General features: G+C 38.3%; 14 protein-coding genes, 1 tRNA gene and 1 pseudogene. 11 read left to right on the plus strand and 5 right to left on the minus strand.

Annotated elements, in window-relative coordinates; genetic code table 11:
- Window positions 1-64: 64 nt before the first annotated feature.
- Together SYN6308_RS16735 and SYN6308_RS22810 are read right to left on the minus strand one after the other, a co-directional pair.
- Window positions 65-151: transfer RNA gene (locus SYN6308_RS16735), tRNA-Ser, on the minus strand.
- Window positions 152-228: 77 nt separating this feature from the next.
- On the minus strand, window positions 229-522 hold the full coding sequence (locus tag SYN6308_RS22810; RefSeq protein WP_017295601.1) for a pirin family protein: 294 nt from the start codon (window positions 520-522) through the stop codon (window positions 229-231).
- 246 nt (window positions 523-768) lie between these two features.
- On the opposite strand from SYN6308_RS22810, the gene SYN6308_RS22815 reads away from it, so the two are divergent.
- The gene (locus tag SYN6308_RS22815; protein ID WP_306301623.1) at window positions 769-1752 is read left to right on the plus strand and encodes an RNA-guided endonuclease InsQ/TnpB family protein; all 984 of its coding nucleotides are present in this window, start codon (window positions 769-771) and stop codon (window positions 1750-1752) included.
- A complete protein-coding gene (locus SYN6308_RS26085) occupies window positions 1749-1943 on the plus strand; it encodes a zinc ribbon domain-containing protein (protein WP_449267227.1) in 195 nt (64 codons plus the stop codon). Before SYN6308_RS22815 ends, SYN6308_RS26085 begins: the two co-directional genes overlap by 4 nt.
- 51 nt (window positions 1944-1994) lie before the next feature.
- Here SYN6308_RS26085 and SYN6308_RS22820 read toward each other — a convergent pair.
- Window positions 1995-2360 (minus strand): annotated as a pseudogene (locus SYN6308_RS22820) (pirin family protein); the annotation flags it as partial.
- Window positions 2361-2751: 391 nt separating this feature from the next.
- Here SYN6308_RS22820 and SYN6308_RS16760 point away from each other — a divergent pair.
- From SYN6308_RS16760 to SYN6308_RS16790, 7 genes are all read left to right on the plus strand, one after another.
- A complete protein-coding gene (locus SYN6308_RS16760) occupies window positions 2752-3723 on the plus strand; it encodes an NmrA family NAD(P)-binding protein (protein WP_017295605.1) in 972 nt (323 codons plus the stop codon).
- A 157-nt stretch (window positions 3724-3880) separates the two neighbouring features.
- Entirely contained in the window at window positions 3881-5143 is a 1263-nt protein-coding gene (locus SYN6308_RS16765; RefSeq protein ID WP_017295606.1) for a SufS family cysteine desulfurase, read from the plus strand.
- Window positions 5144-5370: 227 nt separating this feature from the next.
- A complete protein-coding gene (locus SYN6308_RS16770; protein WP_017295607.1) occupies window positions 5371-5913 on the plus strand; it encodes a DUF2854 domain-containing protein in 543 nt (180 codons plus the stop codon).
- Between the two features lie 130 nt (window positions 5914-6043).
- Window positions 6044-7366, plus strand: coding sequence for an ABC transporter substrate-binding protein (locus tag SYN6308_RS16775; protein ID WP_017295608.1), 1323 nt, complete (start codon window positions 6044-6046; stop codon window positions 7364-7366).
- Window positions 7367-7489: 123 nt separating this feature from the next.
- A complete protein-coding gene (locus SYN6308_RS16780) occupies window positions 7490-8602 on the plus strand; it encodes a type IV pilus twitching motility protein PilT (protein ID WP_017295609.1) in 1113 nt (370 codons plus the stop codon).
- A 66-nt stretch (window positions 8603-8668) separates the two neighbouring features.
- Window positions 8669-9883 (plus strand): type II secretion system F family protein, encoded by a 1215-nt coding sequence (locus SYN6308_RS16785; protein ID WP_017295610.1) that lies wholly within the window; start codon window positions 8669-8671, stop codon window positions 9881-9883.
- Window positions 9884-9934: 51 nt separating this feature from the next.
- Entirely contained in the window at window positions 9935-10507 is a 573-nt protein-coding gene (locus tag SYN6308_RS16790; RefSeq protein WP_017295611.1) for a hypothetical protein, read from the plus strand.
- A gap of 73 nt (window positions 10508-10580) precedes the next feature.
- Here SYN6308_RS16790 and SYN6308_RS16795 read toward each other — a convergent pair whose 3' ends face one another.
- Window positions 10581-12317, minus strand: a complete 1737-nt coding sequence (locus SYN6308_RS16795; RefSeq protein WP_017295612.1) for a R3H domain-containing nucleic acid-binding protein — start codon at window positions 12315-12317, stop codon at window positions 10581-10583.
- A 456-nt stretch (window positions 12318-12773) separates the two neighbouring features.
- Between SYN6308_RS16795 and SYN6308_RS16805 the strand changes: the two genes are divergently transcribed.
- Together SYN6308_RS16805 and SYN6308_RS16810 are read left to right on the plus strand one after the other, a co-directional pair.
- Entirely contained in the window at window positions 12774-13286 is a 513-nt protein-coding gene (locus SYN6308_RS16805) for a transcriptional repressor (RefSeq protein WP_017295614.1), read from the plus strand.
- Window positions 13287-13375: 89 nt separating this feature from the next.
- Window positions 13376-14104 carry an SIMPL domain-containing protein gene (locus tag SYN6308_RS16810; RefSeq protein WP_017295615.1) on the plus strand — a complete coding sequence of 243 codons (729 nt, stop codon included), beginning with the start codon at window positions 13376-13378 and terminating at the stop codon, window positions 14102-14104.
- Window positions 14105-14764: 660 nt separating this feature from the next.
- Here the strand turns inward: SYN6308_RS16810 and pruA are convergent.
- Window positions 14765-17743 carry an L-glutamate gamma-semialdehyde dehydrogenase gene (gene pruA / locus SYN6308_RS22825; RefSeq protein ID WP_017295616.1) on the minus strand — a complete coding sequence of 993 codons (2979 nt, stop codon included), beginning with the start codon at window positions 17741-17743 and terminating at the stop codon, window positions 14765-14767.
- Between the last annotated feature and the right edge of the window lie 43 nt (window positions 17744-17786).

Raw genomic sequence — 17786 nt, forward strand, 5'->3', positions numbered from 1 at the left:
TTTAAGCAATCTCTTAACATGATCAGAAAAAATTTTTATTAACTTTTAATAGTTAATTTTGAAACGGAGAGGGAGGGATTCGAACCCTCGTTGAAGTTACCCCCAAACAGCATTTCCAGTGCTGCGCCTTCAACCGCTCGGCCACCTCTCCAAATGATGACACAATTAATAATTATATCTAAGTTTTTTTTTTTTGTCAAGGTGTTTCTGTTGACCTAGGGGGTGTCATTAAGTAAAATGAAACCATAAAAATTCTGTATCAGGTTGATGTGAGATAATTCTCACCTCTTTTTCTCCTTGAATACTAGCACCATCTCCTGCTTTTAAGGTAGTATGATCGATCGAAACCTCCCCTTTAATTATTTGAATCCAACCATAATCATCATCATCAAAGGTATAGTTTATAGTTTCTCCCGTTTTCAGAATTGAAGCAAATAAATTGACTTTTTGATGAATAGTTAAAGAATTTTCTCTACCATCAGCCGAAGCTAATAAACATAATTTTCCTTGTTTATCTTCCACAGAAAAAGATTTTTGCTTATAACTAGGAGGTAAATTTTTAGCTCTTCGGCGAGAAGCCCCACGCCGTAAACACGAAAGAAAATCACTACGTTTCGGCGTGGGATGAATCGCCGTCCAGATTTATTTGCACAAATCAGAAATTTATGTTATTCTGTATCTAGGTAAAAAATAAATTCACCTAAGACAATGATCAACTTGAACTACGAATACCGCATCTATCCAGAGCCATCACCGGAGGAAACCCTCTTGCGGTGGCTTTTTGCGTGTCGTCAAGTTTATAATTATTGTCTGGCAGAACGAAAAGATTGGATAAAATCAAGGAAGTCTCCCATTGATCAATGTTCGTTGGTTAATGAGTATATTATTCCTGCGCAAACGAAATATCCCGACTATTACTACCAAAAGCGACAACTAACGGAAGCTAAGAAAACAAATCCTGAATTAAAGGAAGTTCCATCTCAAGTTCTCCAAGAGGTTGTTGGCAAAGTCGATAAGGCTTTCAGGTCTTTTCATAATAGAGGGTATGGGTTTCCCCGTTTCCGCAAAAGGATTCGCTCAATGGTGTTTCCCCAATTCAAAACTAATCCTATTGTTGGTAATCAAATCAAACTACCAAAGATAGGCGATATTGAGATTAATTTGCATCGACCGATTCCCGAAGGATTTGTAGTTAAGCAAGTCCAAGTAGTGAATAAAGCATCGGGTTGGTATGTCATTTGTACAATCCAGTCTGAGGGGAATATCCCAGACCCTATTCCAGATTTGTCTTATTCTAGTCTAGGCATAGATTTGGGATTCTCCAGTCTTATAGCTACATCGAGAAATGAGATTATTGATAGACCTAAATTCCTGATTGCTCTACAAAGCAAGTTGACATCACTGCAACGTGAGCTAAAAGACAAAGTAAAAGGGTCTAATAATTGGAAAAAAGCCTGTAAGAAAATTGTACAGTTACATGAATATATCCATCGAGTCAGGAAAGATTATCATTTTAAACTAGCTCATTATTTGTGTGATCAAGCTAAAATGATCTTCATTGAAGCAATAGACTTTAAGTCATGGGGAAGAGGGATGTTGCGTAAGCACTCCCTAGACTTTGCTTTTGGTGCTTTTGTCGATATTCTGACTCTAGTGGCGAAAAAAAGAGACGTATATCTTCTAAAAGTTGATAAGGATTATACGTCTCAAACTTGTCCAAATTGCAATACTCTTACTGGGAAAAAGAGTTGAAAGAACGAGTCCATTGTTGTTCTGAGTGCGGTTTTACGATTGATCGTGACGTAGCCGCCGCTATGGTAATAGAACAACGTGGGTTAACAGCCGTTGGGCAGACGGTGTTGCAGTCTGTGGAGGATCGTGGTATCGGGGCTGTGGAGAAATCGACAGCTAGAACCACCCGAAGAAGCAGAAAATCCAAGTAGCGATATTTGGAAGCCCACGTCTGTACCGTAGGTCAGCGTGGGAGTGTCACTATCAGGTATAATCCAAATTTGTAGTAAATGGACAGCATCAGTACTAGAATGATTATACTCACTATGTTTAATTCCCGTACCAGCGCTCATTCTTTGCACCTCCCCCGCTGGGATGGTTTCTTCATTGCCGATGCTATCTTTATGGGCTAACACTCCTTTAATTACATAAGTAACAATTTCCATGTCTTGATGCCCATGAGTGCCAAAACCCTTACTAGGGGAGATAATATCTTCATTTATAACTAATAAATTACCAAATCCTGTGTATCGAGGATCATAATAACTACCAAAAGAAAAAGTATGTTTGGTGTCTAACCAACCAAAATTGAGATTTCCTCTTTCATCTGAAGGGCGAATTGTAATCATTTATTTATCCTCGCTAATAATTTCTTTAACCTAAGCCTTTGTCGTTACCAATTTTTGCTCAGTTTTTTTTACTCTTATAGGGATATTAACAGTTATTTTTAGATCGATCGAACTGTTAAACATCACCTCTGGGGTGTTGATAACAATACTTTGATTAATTGGGCGTTGCCTCATCGTCTTTTGATGAATGAAGGTTTTAAGGCTTTAGCTGTTAGGCAATAGGGAAACTCCTAAGATAATTAGAATTGATGAGTTTTCCATTTAATCTTCTCAATTCTCAATTCTCCATTTTCCATTTTCAATTCTCAATTCTCAATTCTCAATTCTCATAACTCTTTTCTGATAAAATCTTAATGAAATTTTAAAATATGTAAATAAACTTAACAATATAATGAAAATTTTAATAGTGGGTGGTACAGGTACACTAGGCAGACAAATTGTCCGCCATGCCATTGATAAGAATTACGAAGTACGTTGTTTAGTAAGAAATAATGGAAAAGCTAGTTTTTTAAAGGAATGGGGTGCAGAATTAGTCAAAGGTGATCTTTGTAACCCAAAAAGTTTAACATCAGCTTTAGAAGGGGTAGATATTGTCATTGATGCTGCCACAGCAAGAGCTACAGATTCTCTCAGAATCCAAGAAGTGGATTGGCAGGGTAAACTAAATTTGATTGCAGCGTCAAAACAAGCAAATATTAAACGTTATATTTTCTTTTCTATTCTTAATGCTAAGGATTTTGATAATGTACCTTTAATGAATATTAAGCATTGTACTGAGTTATTTTTACAAGAATGCGGTTTAGACTATACTATTCTCAGGTTGGCTGGATTTATGCAGGGTTTAATCGGTCAATATGGTATTCCTATTCTTGATAATCAAGCGGTGTGGGTAAGTGGTGAAAATACTCCTATCGCTTATATGAATACTCAAGATATTGCTAAATTTGCTATTAAAGCGATCGAAATCCCTGATACTAATAATAATATATACCCTGTGGTGGGAACTCGATCGTGGACTGGGGAGCAAATTATTGAGCTTTGTGAGCGATTATCAGGCAAACAAGCCAAGATTTCTCGGATTCCCTTAAATTTACTTCGCTTTTTGCGTGGTTTTACCCGTTGGTTTAAATGGACTCTCAATATTTCTGATAGACTAGCCTTTGGGGAAGTGTTAGCTAGTGGTAAACCTATGAATGCGGATATGACAGAAATCTATCAAACTTTTCAGCTTAATCCCCAAGAAACTACTACTTTAGAAGCCTATATGCAAGAATATTTCGATCGAATTATGAAGAAAATCAAAGAAATCGATTACGAAAAAAGTAAAATGAAGAAACGCAAGAAAAACAGCTTCTTTAAATAAATGGAAAATGGAGAATGGAAAATGGAAAATGAAAAACTCCGAAAATATTTAAAATTTATGAGTTTTTAATTTTCAATTCTCATTCTTAATTCTTAATTCTCATTCTTAATTCCTAATTCTTAATTCTTAATTCTTAATTCTTAATTCTTAATTCTTTATGACAATAACTCAAGTAAAAACTATTGCTGATGAGGTTAGGGGAGATTTTCCTATCCTTCATCAAAAAATTCACGATAAACCCCTGATTTATCTCGATAATGCGGCAACATCCCAAAAACCTAACGCTGTTATCGATGCTTTACGTCATTATTATGAATATGATAACGCTAATGTTCATCGAGGGGCGCATACTTTAAGCGGACGGGCTACGGATGGTTACGAAGGTGCTAGAGATAAAGTTGCCAAATTCATCAACGCTAGAAGTCGTAACGAAATTGTCTATGCGAGAAATGCTAGTGAAGCTATTAACATCGTTGCCTATACTTGGGGTTTAAATACGTTAAAAGCAGGAGACGAAATTATTTTAACAGTGATGGAACATCATAGTAATATTGTTCCTTGGCAAATTATCGCCCAAAAAACAGGCGCAATTATCAAGTTTGTGGAGTTAACTCCCACTCAAGAATTTGACTTTAATCACTATCAATCTCTCTTATCCGACAAGACAAAATTAGTGTCAGTTGTCCATGTTTCCAACACTTTAGGCTGTATTAATCCCGTTAAAAAAATCATCAATTTAGCTCATCAATACGGTGCTAAAGTTTTAATTGATGCTTGTCAGAGTTTACCCCATTTGTCGATCGATGTCCAAAGAATGGATTGTGATTGGCTTGTAGGTTCTGGTCATAAAATGTGTGCAACTACTGGCATCGGCTTCTTATACGGTAAGGAAGAATTATTGAATGCCATGCCTCCTTTTCTTGGTGGTGGCGAAATGATTGCAGACGTATATTTAGATCATTTTACCTGCGGTGAATTACCCCATAAGTTTGAAGCGGGTACACCTGCCATCGGAGAAGCCATTGCTTTAGGGGCGGCGGTGGATTATCTTACTAAAATTGGCATGGAGAATATTCACCATTACGAGGAGGAGTTGACTGCCTATCTTTTTAAACAGTTAAACGAAATACCAGACTTAGAAATTTATGGTAATCAACCCACCCCAGACGGCAAAGGAAGGGCAAGTTTAGCTTCTTTTAATGTTAAAGGGATTCACTGTAGCGATTTAGCCACACTTTTAGATCATGAAGGTATTGCAATTCGATCGGGTCATCATTGTACCCAACCCTTACACCGTTATTTAAACATATCGGGAAGTGCTAGAGCAAGTCTTTATTTTTACAATACTTTTGCGGATATTGATGCTTTTATTGTAGCCCTTAAAGGCTCGATCGACTTCTTCCGCCAAATGGAAGAATAATTAACAATTAACAATGAATAATAATTAACAATGAATAAAAAAGTTCAATTTATTGAACGATAATATAATAGCCGTGTAATTTATTACACGGTGAGCTATTGATTAACACCCAAAAATCAATCCAATTTTCTGGATTATTAAGCATCTTCATAAATTGATAAAAGAAGGGTTAAAACCCTTACTACGAACAATTAAAATTAATAACACCTTTTAAACTATAAAAAATTATGTTGCGTAAAATTCCTTTAGCATTAGTTGGTTTAATCGTAGGCTCAATATTAACAGTAACGGGTTTTTATGCCTATGCCGTGGGTAACTCTACCCTCAATTTAGCAGGTTTTTTCTACGGTATTCCATTGTTATTAGGAGGGTTGGCTTTAAAAGCCGCCGAGTTGAAACCCATACCCTTTGCTGAAGTTACCCCTCCTGATGTTATCGCTTTGAGAAATGAAAAGGCGACTGACACTCAAAATCAATTAATTAAAGATGTCACACGTTATCGTTATGGGCAGGAGGCTCATTTAGATGAAGCATTACAGCGTATTGGTTTAAGTCCTACGGATGATGAACGACCAATTTTAACTAAAATAAAAGAAGCTAATATTAATGATAATTATGCCCTAATTTTAATCTTTGATTCTCCTTTGATAACCCTTGAACAATGGCAAGAAAAACAGGAAAAAATTACTAAATTTTTTGGTCCAAATATTAGTGTTGACATCGCAAAAAAAGATGATAATTTTATTGAATTAGCTTTAATTTCTGCTTAGTTTTACTAATATTAATTAAGGTATTAATAATTTATAAAAAAGTTTGTAGTGATGGCTTTAGCCATTCATTCATCATGTTGGGTTTCATTCTTCAACCCAACCTACATAATATAGTATTTATTTAAAAAAAATGAGCTTTTTATCTCTCTCTAAACACCGTAAAAATCCTGTTAATTATGTTGTTTGGTTTCTCTCTGGTTTATTGTTAACTATCTTGGTTAGTTGTGCCTCCCCTCAAGCTAATGCTGATGGCTCGATCGAATTTTGGACAATGCAATTACAGCCACAATTTACCCCTTATTTTAACGACTTAAATCAACGCTTTGAAAGCGAAAATCCCGATAATAAAATACAATGGGTGGATGTGCCTTGGAATGCCATGGAAAGCAAAATTTTAACGGCAGTTTCTGCCCAAAATGCGCCCGATGTAGTGAATCTTAACCCTGATTTTGCCTCACAATTAGCCAGTCGTAACGCATGGTTAAATCTTGATGAGAAAATCTCCCCTGAAGTCAAAAGCGAATATTTGTCTAAAATCTGGGATGCGAATAAAATTGAAATCTGTCAAGCTGAAAATCAATGCGAAACCACAACTTTTGGTATCCCTTGGTATCTGACAACAACTATCACTGTTTATAATAAAGACTTGTTTGAAAAAGCAGGAATTACTAACCCCCCTCAAACCTATGAGGATTTAGCCATCGCCGCTGAAAAAATTAAAAATACCACTGGAAAATATGCCTTTTTCATTCCTTTGGTGACGACTGATTCTAACGAAATATTACAATCCCTTGTCAAAATGGGGGTAACTCTGCTGGATGATCAAGGTAAAGCTGGATTTAACACTCCCGAAGGTATCAAAGCCTTTACCTATTGGGCGGATTTATACCAAAAAGGTTTATTACCTCCTGAAGTGATGACTCAAGGGCATCGTCACGCCATAGAATTATATCAAGCAGGAGAATTGGGTTTAGTTGGCACAGGGGCAGAATTTTTGAAAACCATCGCTAATAATGCGCCTACAGTTTACGAGGTGTCGGGAGTCGCCCCTCAAGTTACGGGGAGTACTAAGAAGAAAAATGTTTCGGTGATGAATTTAGTTATCCCGAAAGATAGCAAAAATATTGATGGTGCTGTTAATTATGCCCTCTTTGTTACTAACGGAGAAAATCAACTCAAATTCACTCAAGAAGCTAACGTCTTACCTTCTCATAATAGTTCGATCGAGCAGTACATTCGTAACTTAGAAAATGATCCCAATAAAGATATTCTCACGGAAGCGCGAAGAATTAGTGCAGTACAGTTAGAAGATGCAGAAGTACTAATTCCCCCTGTGAAAAATATTAATGAGTTGAAGAAAATTATCCATGAAAATCTCCAAAGTGCTATGCTAAAAGAGAAAACTGTTGAACAAGCCGTCACTGATGCAGAAAATCAATGGAATAATCTTTAATATGTTTTTCTTCTGAAACTCAAAATTGTGATAATTTTTATTAATTCCTAATTTTTGATAGCTAATTCCTCATTATTAACGGTTATATTGAAAATAACTTGTTAGATTGCGGAGAATGAAATCATGGAATTAATGATCGAAGATTTAATGGAGCAGTTAGTAGAATTGGGTGGCTCGGATATGCACATTCAAGCTGGAGCACCTATCTACTTTCGTATCAGTGGTAAACTTACCCCTATTGGGGATGATCCGTTGAATCCTCAAGAGTGTCAAAAACTCATCTTCAGTATGTTGAATAACACTCAACGAAAAACCCTTGAACAAGAATGGGAGTTAGATTGCTCCTATGGTGTTAAAGGTTTAGCTCGATTTCGGGTAAATGTTTATAAGGAAAGAGGCTGTTATGCGGCTTGTTTACGGGCATTATCTTCTAAAATTCCTAATTTTGATCAACTCGGTTTACCTGATATTGTCAAAGAAATGACCGATCGACCTAGAGGACTTATACTTGTAACAGGTCAAACAGGGTCAGGAAAAACTACCACCCTAGCGGCAATGTTGGACTTAATTAACCGTACCCGTGCTGAACACATTTTAACGGTGGAAGACCCCATCGAGTATGTATTTCCAAATATTAATAGTTTATTTCACCAACGACAAAAAGGAGAAGATACTAAAAGTTTTGGTAACGCCTTAAAAGCAGCCCTACGGGAAGATCCAGATATTATTCTGGTAGGTGAGATGCGAGACTTAGAAACCATCTCTCTGGCGATTAGTGCGGCGGAAACAGGACACCTCGTTTTCGGTACTTTACACACTAGCTCGGCTGCTGGTACGATCGATCGGATTATTGATGTATTCCCTGCCGCCGAACAAGCTCAAATTCGGGCAATGTTATCTAACTCTTTGTTAGCAGTATTTGCCCAAACCTTAGCCAAGAAGAAAAACCCGAAACCGGGAGAGTTTGGACGGGCTATGGCACAAGAAATTATGATTATTACCCCGGCGATCGCCAACTTAATCCGAGAAGCAAAAGCACCACAAATTTACTCCGCTATTCAAACAGGAGGTAAATTAGGAATGCAGACTATGGAACAAGCCTTAGCAGGGTATGTTAAAACAGGAACAATTAGTATGGAAGAAGGTTTAGCAAAAAGCAGTAAACCAGACGAATTGAAACGCTTAGTCGCAGGTAGTGGCATGGATACACCAGTAACCACAACAAAAAGAAGGTAGTAAGAAGTAGGAAGTAAGAAGTAAGAAAGAATTTAATTCTCAACTCTCAATTATTGATTAAAAACTATGGCTACTTTTATTGTTCAAGTTAAAGATAAAGCAGGTAACATCCTCAATGAAAGAGTAGTTGCCGATTCTCAAGACGAAGCCAGAAGAATCCTGAAAAAAAGATTTGCCGCCATCGGTAAAATCAAAAAAGCAGGTATGGAATTTGATGTGGCGAGTATTGAAGCCGCCATGAGTAAAGTGACGGTGAAAGATAAAGCTATTTTTTCCCGTCAATTTGCTGTATTAGTTAACGCTGGGGTTGCCATTATCCGAACCTTAACAGTATTAGCGGAACAATCAAGCAACCCGAAATTTAAAAAAGCCTTACAAACTATTAGTAGTGATGTACAACAGGGTACAAACCTTTCCGAAGCGATGGCGAAACATCCCGATTGTTTTGATCAACTTTACGTTTCTATGGTGGAAGCAGGAGAAACTGGGGGGGTTTTAGATGAAGTAATGAACCGTCTTGCCAAACTTTTGGAAGATGTGGCTCGATTACAAAACCAAGTTAAATCCGCTATGGCTTATCCTGTGACAGTAGGCATTTTTGCGATATTAGCTTTTTTAGGGATGACTATTTTCCTGATTCCTGTCTTTGGAGGTATTTTTGAAGGTTTAGGGGCGGAATTACCTGCATTAACTCAATTTATGGTTGACTTGAGCGGATTTTTAAGAAGTCCTAAAGCTGTGATTCCTGTTATAGTGATTTGGGGTGCTTTTTTTGCGTTTCAACAATATTATAAAACTCCCGTAGGAAGAATACAGATTGATACCTTAGCTTTAAAAGTTCCTATTTTTGGAGATTTGAACGAAAAAAGTGCCGTTGCCCGTTTTTGTCGTGTATTTGGTACTTTAACTCGATCGGGTGTACCCATTCTTCAATGTTTAGATATTGTTCAAGAAACCATCTCTAATAAAGTTATTGCTAACGCCGTAGGTGCGGCGAAGGATGCCATTTTAGAAGGGGGAATGCTTAGTGTTGCCATCGCAGAGAAAAAAGTTTTTCCGTCTATGGCAATTCAAATGATGATGATTGGCGAAGAAACAGGGGAATTAGACTCTATGATGATGAAGGTTGCAGATTTTTATGAAGATGAAGTAGAACAAGCAGTAAAAGCCTTAACTAGCGTTATTGAGCCTCTGATGATGGTGGGTATTGCAGGGATGGTAGGGACAATTCTACTTTCTATGTATTTACCTATGTTCTCTATTTTCGATCAACTTGGCTAGTGAATAATGAATAATGAATAGTGGTTTGTTAATTGTTAATTGTTAATTGTTATGAGTATTAAACAATCAGATTATGAAACGGTGTTAGCGGATTATAGCGATCGATCGCGCATTGTTTCTTTATTAGGTCAACATCGTCAATATTTAGAGATGATTCCAAGTATGAGACGACCGACAGATAGTGTTATTTCTATCCCCTTACCTTTAGCGAAGGTGCGTAATTTGCGTACGGTTTCGGGGGATAATTTGAGTCAAGTGTGTTTAGATGAAATTACCCCCATTCCCTGCGATTTTGCTATTTTAATGTGCGATCCTGAATGGAAGATTAAAATGGGAGTAGAGATATTGGTGTTTATTCATCGCCCCGATGAAGACTTTTCCGATTTACTTAGACGTTGGCGACAATCACAAATTTATCTGAATAAAGATTATGAATGGGTGATGCCTACCACAGAAGAACATATGTTCAGTGATATAGCTGAAGAAATTCGTCCGTTGTTTATCATTTTTCCTCAAACCCTAGACAGAATTAAAAAAGGTTTATCGGGTGCTTCTTTACCGTATATTGAATATACTTTTGACACCATGATTAATGATAATTTACCCTCCCTTGTTAGCAATTAGCAATGAACAATTAACAATTAATAACGCCCCAACTCCCTGTCTTCGGAGTCCACCTGTCTCCCTAACTCCCTAATTAAGCAGGATAGATACGCAAACGACGATTAGGCTCATCACCAAAACTGTCCGATCGAAGTCTATAATGTTCAATGAGTTCATGTTGCATTTTTCGGACTTTCGGATTTCGTGGCAATAACTCCACAGGTTGCCCTTGGGGTATGACAATTTGTTCTACAGCTAACCGTGCTTCTTCTAAGGCTTCGATTTCGTCATCATTTCCCGCTTTGGTAAATAGCCTTAAATCCTCCGTTTCATTGTCAGGGTTGTCCATATTGATTAACTGTCGTAAAGTACGGGTAATCTGAGGAATGCTGTTCGATTTAATGCTGTGAATGGGTACTTGTCGATCTTTTGCTAATTGCATTAACTTAGAATGGTGTTTGACTTGCGATCGAAGTGCTAACACAGCATCAGCGTCATCTAAATCCTTCGTTAAGACAATGGGCATTTTTAACACGCCAATGACTTGTTCTAACTGCGATCGACCGATACCATAAGGATAAACGTAAATGGGAAAATCCTCTCCATTTGGTCCTGGAATGCGGACTTTTTCCGTTACCATATCCCCTTGATACCAAGACTTATCCAACATTTCCTCAAATTCTAAATTAGGTTGTTGATGAGGTAAGGAAATCGGGAGCATCTTACCACTTGCTCTTAAACCGCTAGGTTTAGAAGGAATTTCTACTAAACTTTGTACCGTAGTTAATTCTGTTTGTGGTGCGATCGAAGGGTCTCTCGTAATGGAAACCTCCCCAGCATCATTAACTTGACGTAACTGAGGAATGGGCTGTCTTCCCCGTAAAAGATGATCAACGGTTTGGGCAACTTCTTCATGGACTACCCATTTTTGACGCTCCCACATTTCCACCGCAATCTGAAAAGTAGGAGGAGCTTTTCGTTCTAAAACCGTCTTTTGAGAGCCACGACGACGGGCTTCCTCATCCCCTAGGGTGACGGATTGAATCCCACCGATTAAGTCAGATAAAGTTGGGTTTTTGATCAAGTTTTCTAAATAGTTACCGTGAGCAGTACCCACTAACTGCACACCCCTTTCGGCGATGGTACGAGCGGCTTGAGCCTCTAATTCTGTGCCAATTTCATCAATGATAATCACCTCTGGCATATGATTTTCCACCGCCTCAATCATCACTTGATGTTGTAATTCAGGATGTGCAACCTGCATCCTTCTAGCTCTACCGATGGCAGGATGAGGCACATCTCCATCCCCTGCAATTTCGTTAGAAGTATCAATAATGACAACTCTTTTCTCTAACTCGTCCGCCAAAACCCTAGCAATTTCTCGTAAAGCGGTAGTTTTGCCCACTCCGGGGCGACCTAATAGTAAAATAGATTGACCACTTTCCACTAATTCTCGAATCATCAAAATAGTGCCAAAAACCGCTCTACCAATACGACAAGTCAAACCAATAATATGACCTTGACGGTTACGAATGGCACTGATACGGTGTAAAGTACACTCAATTCCGGCTCGATTATCGGCGCTAAAATGACCAACTCTAGCCACACAATGTTCTAAATCTTCTCGACTGACTAAATTTTCGCTTAAATAAGAACTATGCCCAGAAAATCTCGCTTCGGGCTTTCTCCCCAAGTCTAAAACTATCTCAATTAAAGAACTTTTCTGAGGATGTTGTTCTACAGATTGACGAATTGTCAGAGGCAAAATTTGTAATAATTTATCCAAATCGTCCGTAATCTGCATTCGGTGTTGGGGGAGTTTTTCTTCCATTCCGTGATTTTCTAATTTGCTTACCTAGTCAATTATAGATTATCATTACTGATTAACTGCCATGACGAATTTCTATTCGATCGAATCTCCGTGTTAAAAAGTCTCACCATATTCTTCTAAAATAGCGATGATATTAATTAATTCTTGTCGTTGGATTTCGTTGGGTTCGAGTTGATAGCGGAGTCTTCCCCCCCTCCTCCCCCTCCTCCCCCTCTTATCTTCATCATTTTATTATTCACTCAGGTGTTTGTAGGGGTTGAATATTATTCAACTCAGAATTTTTTCCCAGATGTCTAATCAACAACTTTATCCCTAATGTCTGTGTCTATCTTCATTTCAAGACTTTTTCAACAAACCCTAGTTAAAATTGATTCTCAATTAGAGCCTAATAGTTGCAAATAGGGTAATAAGAAAAGTATGATAGAGACAAAATCATTGTTTCTTCCCCTAGTGCTTATGTCTTTAGATACTACTGCATCCATTAAAAAAAAGCTCAATTCCAGAGGTTGGCGAATGACACCCCAACGGGAAAAAATCCTTGAAGTATTCAATACCTTACCTCAAGGAAATCACCTCAGCGCAGAAGAATTGTATAAATTATTGGAAGAAGAAGGAGAAAACATTAGTTTATCTACTATTTATCGTAGTGTTAAATTAATGACTAAAATGCGTGTGTTGCGAGAGTTAGAATTAGCGGAAGGGCATAAACATTATGAGTTAAATCACCCTTATCCTCATCATCATCATCATATTGTTTGTGTTCAGTGTAATAAGACGATCGAGTTTCAAGATGATTCTATTCTTAAACATAGCCTCAAGCAATGCCAGAAAGAGGAATTTCAATTAATTGATTGCCAGTTAACGGTAACGACAATTTGTCAGGAAGCCATTGAAATGGGATGGCCTTCCACACTACCTTCTGATTGGTGTTGTAGTCGTGCGATCGCTGATGGACAACATAAACGGTAAAAAGTTTTAGAGTTTTAAAGGATTAGGGGATTCGGGTGTTAGGGTATTAGGGGATTAATCATTCATTCGATCTTATTTTTGTCAATATTATGTCAAAATCAGTTTATTTTCGTCATCTATCAACATTGTTCATTTCGATCGGATGTATCGGTTATATTAGTTTAGCACCGATGTCTCTCGTATTAGCCCAAGAAAGAATTTTGAGAACTATTACCGTTACGGGAAATGGAGTAGAAAGGATAAACGCCACCATTGCTAATGTACAATTGGGAGTGGAAATTGAAGGTAAAAACGCCAATGAAATTCAGCAAGAAGTAGCTAAACGCACCACTTCTTTAGTAGAGTTATTAAAATCTAGTAATGTAGAAAAGCTAAAAACTACGGGAATTCAATTACGCCCCAACTATAATTACAATAATAATCAAAGAGAATTAACGGGTTATGTTGCCACTAATTTAGTGACTTTTCAGTTGCCGATCGATCGAGTGGGTAGTTTATTAGATAATAGTGTTAAAGTAGGTGCGACTCGTATCGATAATGTGAGTTTAACCGCCACAGAAACAGCTATTGCCCAAGCTCAAAAACAAGCATTAGGCAAAGCCACCCTTGACGCACAACAACAGGCAGAAGCGGTGTTAAACGTATTGAATTTAAAAGCTCAGGAAATTATTACCATTAATGTCAATGGTGCCAATGCTCCAACTCCCATTATGAGAGAGGCAATGATGGATAAAATAGCTTCAAGTATGCCTAGTACCCCTGTAATTGCAGGAGAGCAAGAAGTAAATGCTTCTGTAACTCTGCAAATTCGTTATTAATATGTTCACGGTAATAATTTAATCTTGATTAAGGTGGGCAATGGGGAATAAGTGAACTCCAGATAAATAATGATCCGATTACCCCGTAGAATTACCTGTTATTTCCACAAACCATTTTGGCAACTATTGTCTTCCATCACTTCCTCTCAATTTTTTGGCTGTCTGATGGTAAAGTAACTTTAAATCGGCACTAACTTCGATCGAAACTTTGTTTGCCATTTAATTTTTGTTGTCCCAATTAGATTCTTCTTTGATTATCTCACCTTTTGGATCATTTTTTCTGGGGATTACTCTTATCTTTATTCAGCAACCCCTATGTAACCTCAGTTCGACATAAAGAAAATGATGAAAACTAGACAGGTGGACAAGTGGACAAGTGGACAGGGAGAAAAATTCTCAATATTTGATGTACTTTTGAGAGAATTTTATTCATTCATCAGAAATACAATCTTCCTGTCTTCCTGTCTTCGGAGTCTTCCAAGTCAGCCCTCACCTATTTTTATATCGAACTCAGGTTATGTAGAGTTGCAGGAATATTTTAAAGAATAAGATAAAAAGTGCACTGTTTTGAGTATTTTTAGTCAAAAAAGCACACTTTTTCGTTAAGGTATTATATCTAAATCCTTGATTTTAATAGTCTTCTGACTTATTCCGCAAACCCTAATTATCCGCTCCTTCGATGGGTGCAAATCCCTGTCGTTGGATATTTTCTGTCACTACACGAGGCTCTAAAAATTGTAACAGATAATCAGGTCCTCCTGCTTTTGAGCCTACCCCTGACAATTTAAAACCGCCGAAGGGTTGACGAGCGACGATCGCACCTGTAATACCACGATTAATATAAACGTTGCCTACCTCAAATTCTTTGTAAGCTCGATCGATGTGATCAGGAGTACGAGAATATAAGCCCCCTGTGAGAGCGTAATCCGTACCATTAGCGATTTCTAAGGCTCGATCGAAATTGTCAGCTTTGATTACAGCTAATACAGGTCCAAAAATCTCCTCTTGGGCAATAGTTGCATTTTCAGGAATATCAATAATTACCGTTGGCGGTACAAAATAACCGTTTTCAGGAGTCGCTACTTGAATGGCTAACTTGCCTTCTTGTTTACCCTGCTCAATATATTCTAAAATACGTTTTTGGGCGGTAGCATCGATGACAGGACCGACTTTCGTGCTAGGATTTTTAGCATCTCCCACGTTAATAGACTTAACTGCTTCTGTCAATCTCTCCACAAAGGTATCATAGACGGTAGAAAGCACGATGGCACGACTACAAGCAGAACATTTTTGTCCACTGAAACCGAAGGCAGATTGTACAACTCCAGCCACCGCTTGATCTAAATCCGCACTTTCATCAATAATAATGGCATTCTTACCCCCCATTTCTGCAATAACTCGTTTAAGGTGTTTTTGCTTGGGTTGCACGATAGACGCATCGGCATAAATTTTACAACCCACTTCCCTTGAACCCGTAAAAGCGATAAGGTGAATATCAGGATGTTTAACGAGATAATCGCCCACAACCGAACCTTTACCGGGTATATATTGGAAAACTCCGTCAGGAATCCCCGCTTCTGTCAAAATTTCCGCAATTTTCGCTCCAATTACCGTGCTAGTAGCGGCAGGTTTGAGTAAGGCACAATTTCCTGCGACTAAGGCGGCGACTGTCATCCCTGTAGAGATAGCAAAGGGGAAATTCCAAGGGGAAACGATTAAGGCAATGCCACGGGGTTGATAAAAATATCGATCGTTTTCTCCTGCTACATCATAATTATAACCTCGATCGAGCCTTTCCATTTCATCAGCATAATAACGGCAAAAATCAATAGCTTCAGATACTTCAGGATCACCTTCTTTAATTATTTTACCAACTTCATAGCACATCCAAGCAGTTAATTCATGGCGTTTTGCCTCCATAATATCCCCAGCTTTGCGTAAAATATCCGCCCGTTGTTTTGCAGGGGTTTTACTCCATGTTTTGAAAGCCTGTTTTGCTGATTCCATCGCCTCATCCGCTTGAGAGAGGGAAATTAAGCCAATTTTGCCCACAACTTCCGCAGGATTAGAAGGGTTAACCGAGTCGATATATTCCTCAGTTTCTACATACTTACCATTAATCAAGGGTAGATAAGTTTTACCTAGCTGATTGTGAACTATAGTCAACCCTTGTCGAGCTTTTGTCAAGTTAGACTCCCTTCCATAATCCGTATCGGGTGCGCCCTGAAAGCCATTACTCCCCCCTTTGAAAGGGGGGTTGGGGGGGATAGTTGGAGGTGCGACTAATTCATCAATGGGTTTTTCCTCCGCATTTTGGCGTAAAAAGGAGCTATTGGCGGTATTTTCGAGTAAACGGCGGATAAGATAAGCCATACCGGGTAATAACTGCCCGTAGGGTGCATAAACCCTCACTCTATGCCCTCTTTTGACGATCGCACGGGCTAAAGTTTCCCCCATGCCGTAGAGGATTTGACACTCAAACTTGCGTTTAGGGATTTTGAGAGTTTCAGCAATAGCAATGGCATTTGCCTGAGTGCGTACATTATGGGAGGCGATGGCGCTGTTTAAATAATCGTGATTTTCGAGGAGAAGACGAGTTAACTTTTCATAATTGATGTCTGTTTCCGCTTTATCGTTAAATACGGGCTGTTGCCAGTGATTTTGACGAGATTTGATGGTTTCTTGATCCCAATATGCCCCCTTCACCAGTCTAATAGTAATGGGATTACCTCGTTTTTTTGCCCATGTAATCCAGTCGTTTAAATCTTTTTCGGAGTCTCGCAGATAACCTTGTAAAGTTACGCCAATATCAGTGCGTGTCTTAAATTCTTCTTCCATCAACAACTCTCGCAGAAGGTTAATAACTACATCTTTGTAAGTGTATTGCTCAATATCGAAGTGAATTGATGTGTTATGCTCTTTAGCGTGGCGTAATAACGTGCGGATTCGATCGTACACTTTGAGTTTAGCACCTTCAGGATCAACGGGGTCAAATTGGGAGTAAAAAGCGGTTAATTTGACGGATACTTGCACTTTAGAGAGATTTTCCCCGTCAGCTTGGTCAATTTCTGGAATATTGCCCCATTTTTGAGCTTGATTGCTTAATTGAGTAATTAAATCAAGGTAGTTTTGTAGATAAGATTCCGCTTCTACCTCTGTTATAACTGCTTCCCCTAAGAGATCGATCGAAAAGCACATTTTCTCTTTGCGCATTTTCTCAACGGCTTTGATTACCTCTTTGATGGTTTCCCCTGAAATGTATTTATAGGCTAGGGTTTCTACAGCTTTGGTGATGGTTGCAGAGGCAATTTGAGCAGGAGGAGAGTTAGGTTCAGTAAAATTAAGAATACCTTTGAGAGCGTCTGGTAGTTCTACTTCTTCGGTGGTTAAATACTGTTGTAAATGACGAGCAATTTCGCTGTTACTCCTCAATGCAGGTAACGCATCGATAAATCTAAACAACTGTACCCTTAAACCGGGGTTACTCATTGTCCAATTCATGAGTTTATCATCGAACTGCATTTGTTCTTTGAGTTGCTTGAAAATATTGCCTTTCTGCCTTGTGGCTTGGATTAAATCCCGTGCGATCGATTGTGTTGTTTCCTCGTATGTCGAGACACTATTTACTGAAACTACCATAAAATTTACCTAATAAATATAATAAAATAGCCCTAATTCTTCT

Source organism: Geminocystis herdmanii PCC 6308, from assembly GCF_000332235.1.
Taxonomy (GTDB): Bacteria; Cyanobacteriota; Cyanobacteriia; order Cyanobacteriales; family Cyanobacteriaceae; genus Geminocystis; species Geminocystis herdmanii.

What these genes read in the sequence shown, in the direction of transcription:
- SYN6308_RS16760 (WP_017295605.1), top strand. Translation starts at nt 2,752, where the DNA reads ATGAAAATTTTAATAGTGGGTGGTACAGGTACACTAGGCAGACAAATT.
- SYN6308_RS16765 (WP_017295606.1), top strand. Translation starts at nt 3,881, where the DNA reads ATGACAATAACTCAAGTAAAAACTATTGCTGATGAGGTTAGGGGAGAT.
- SYN6308_RS16770 (WP_017295607.1), top strand. Translation starts at nt 5,371, where the DNA reads ATGTTGCGTAAAATTCCTTTAGCATTAGTTGGTTTAATCGTAGGCTCA.
- SYN6308_RS16775 (WP_017295608.1), top strand. Translation starts at nt 6,044, where the DNA reads ATGAGCTTTTTATCTCTCTCTAAACACCGTAAAAATCCTGTTAATTAT.
- SYN6308_RS16780 (WP_017295609.1), top strand. Translation starts at nt 7,490, where the DNA reads ATGGAATTAATGATCGAAGATTTAATGGAGCAGTTAGTAGAATTGGGT.
- SYN6308_RS16785 (WP_017295610.1), top strand. Translation starts at nt 8,669, where the DNA reads ATGGCTACTTTTATTGTTCAAGTTAAAGATAAAGCAGGTAACATCCTC.
- SYN6308_RS16790 (WP_017295611.1), top strand. Translation starts at nt 9,935, where the DNA reads ATGAGTATTAAACAATCAGATTATGAAACGGTGTTAGCGGATTATAGC.
- SYN6308_RS16795 (WP_017295612.1), bottom strand. Translation starts at nt 12,317, where the DNA reads ATGGAAGAAAAACTCCCCCAACACCGAATGCAGATTACGGACGATTTG.
- SYN6308_RS16805 (WP_017295614.1), top strand. Translation starts at nt 12,774, where the DNA reads ATGTCTTTAGATACTACTGCATCCATTAAAAAAAAGCTCAATTCCAGA.
- SYN6308_RS16810 (WP_017295615.1), top strand. Translation starts at nt 13,376, where the DNA reads ATGTCAAAATCAGTTTATTTTCGTCATCTATCAACATTGTTCATTTCG.
- pruA (WP_017295616.1), bottom strand. Translation starts at nt 17,743, where the DNA reads ATGGTAGTTTCAGTAAATAGTGTCTCGACATACGAGGAAACAACACAA.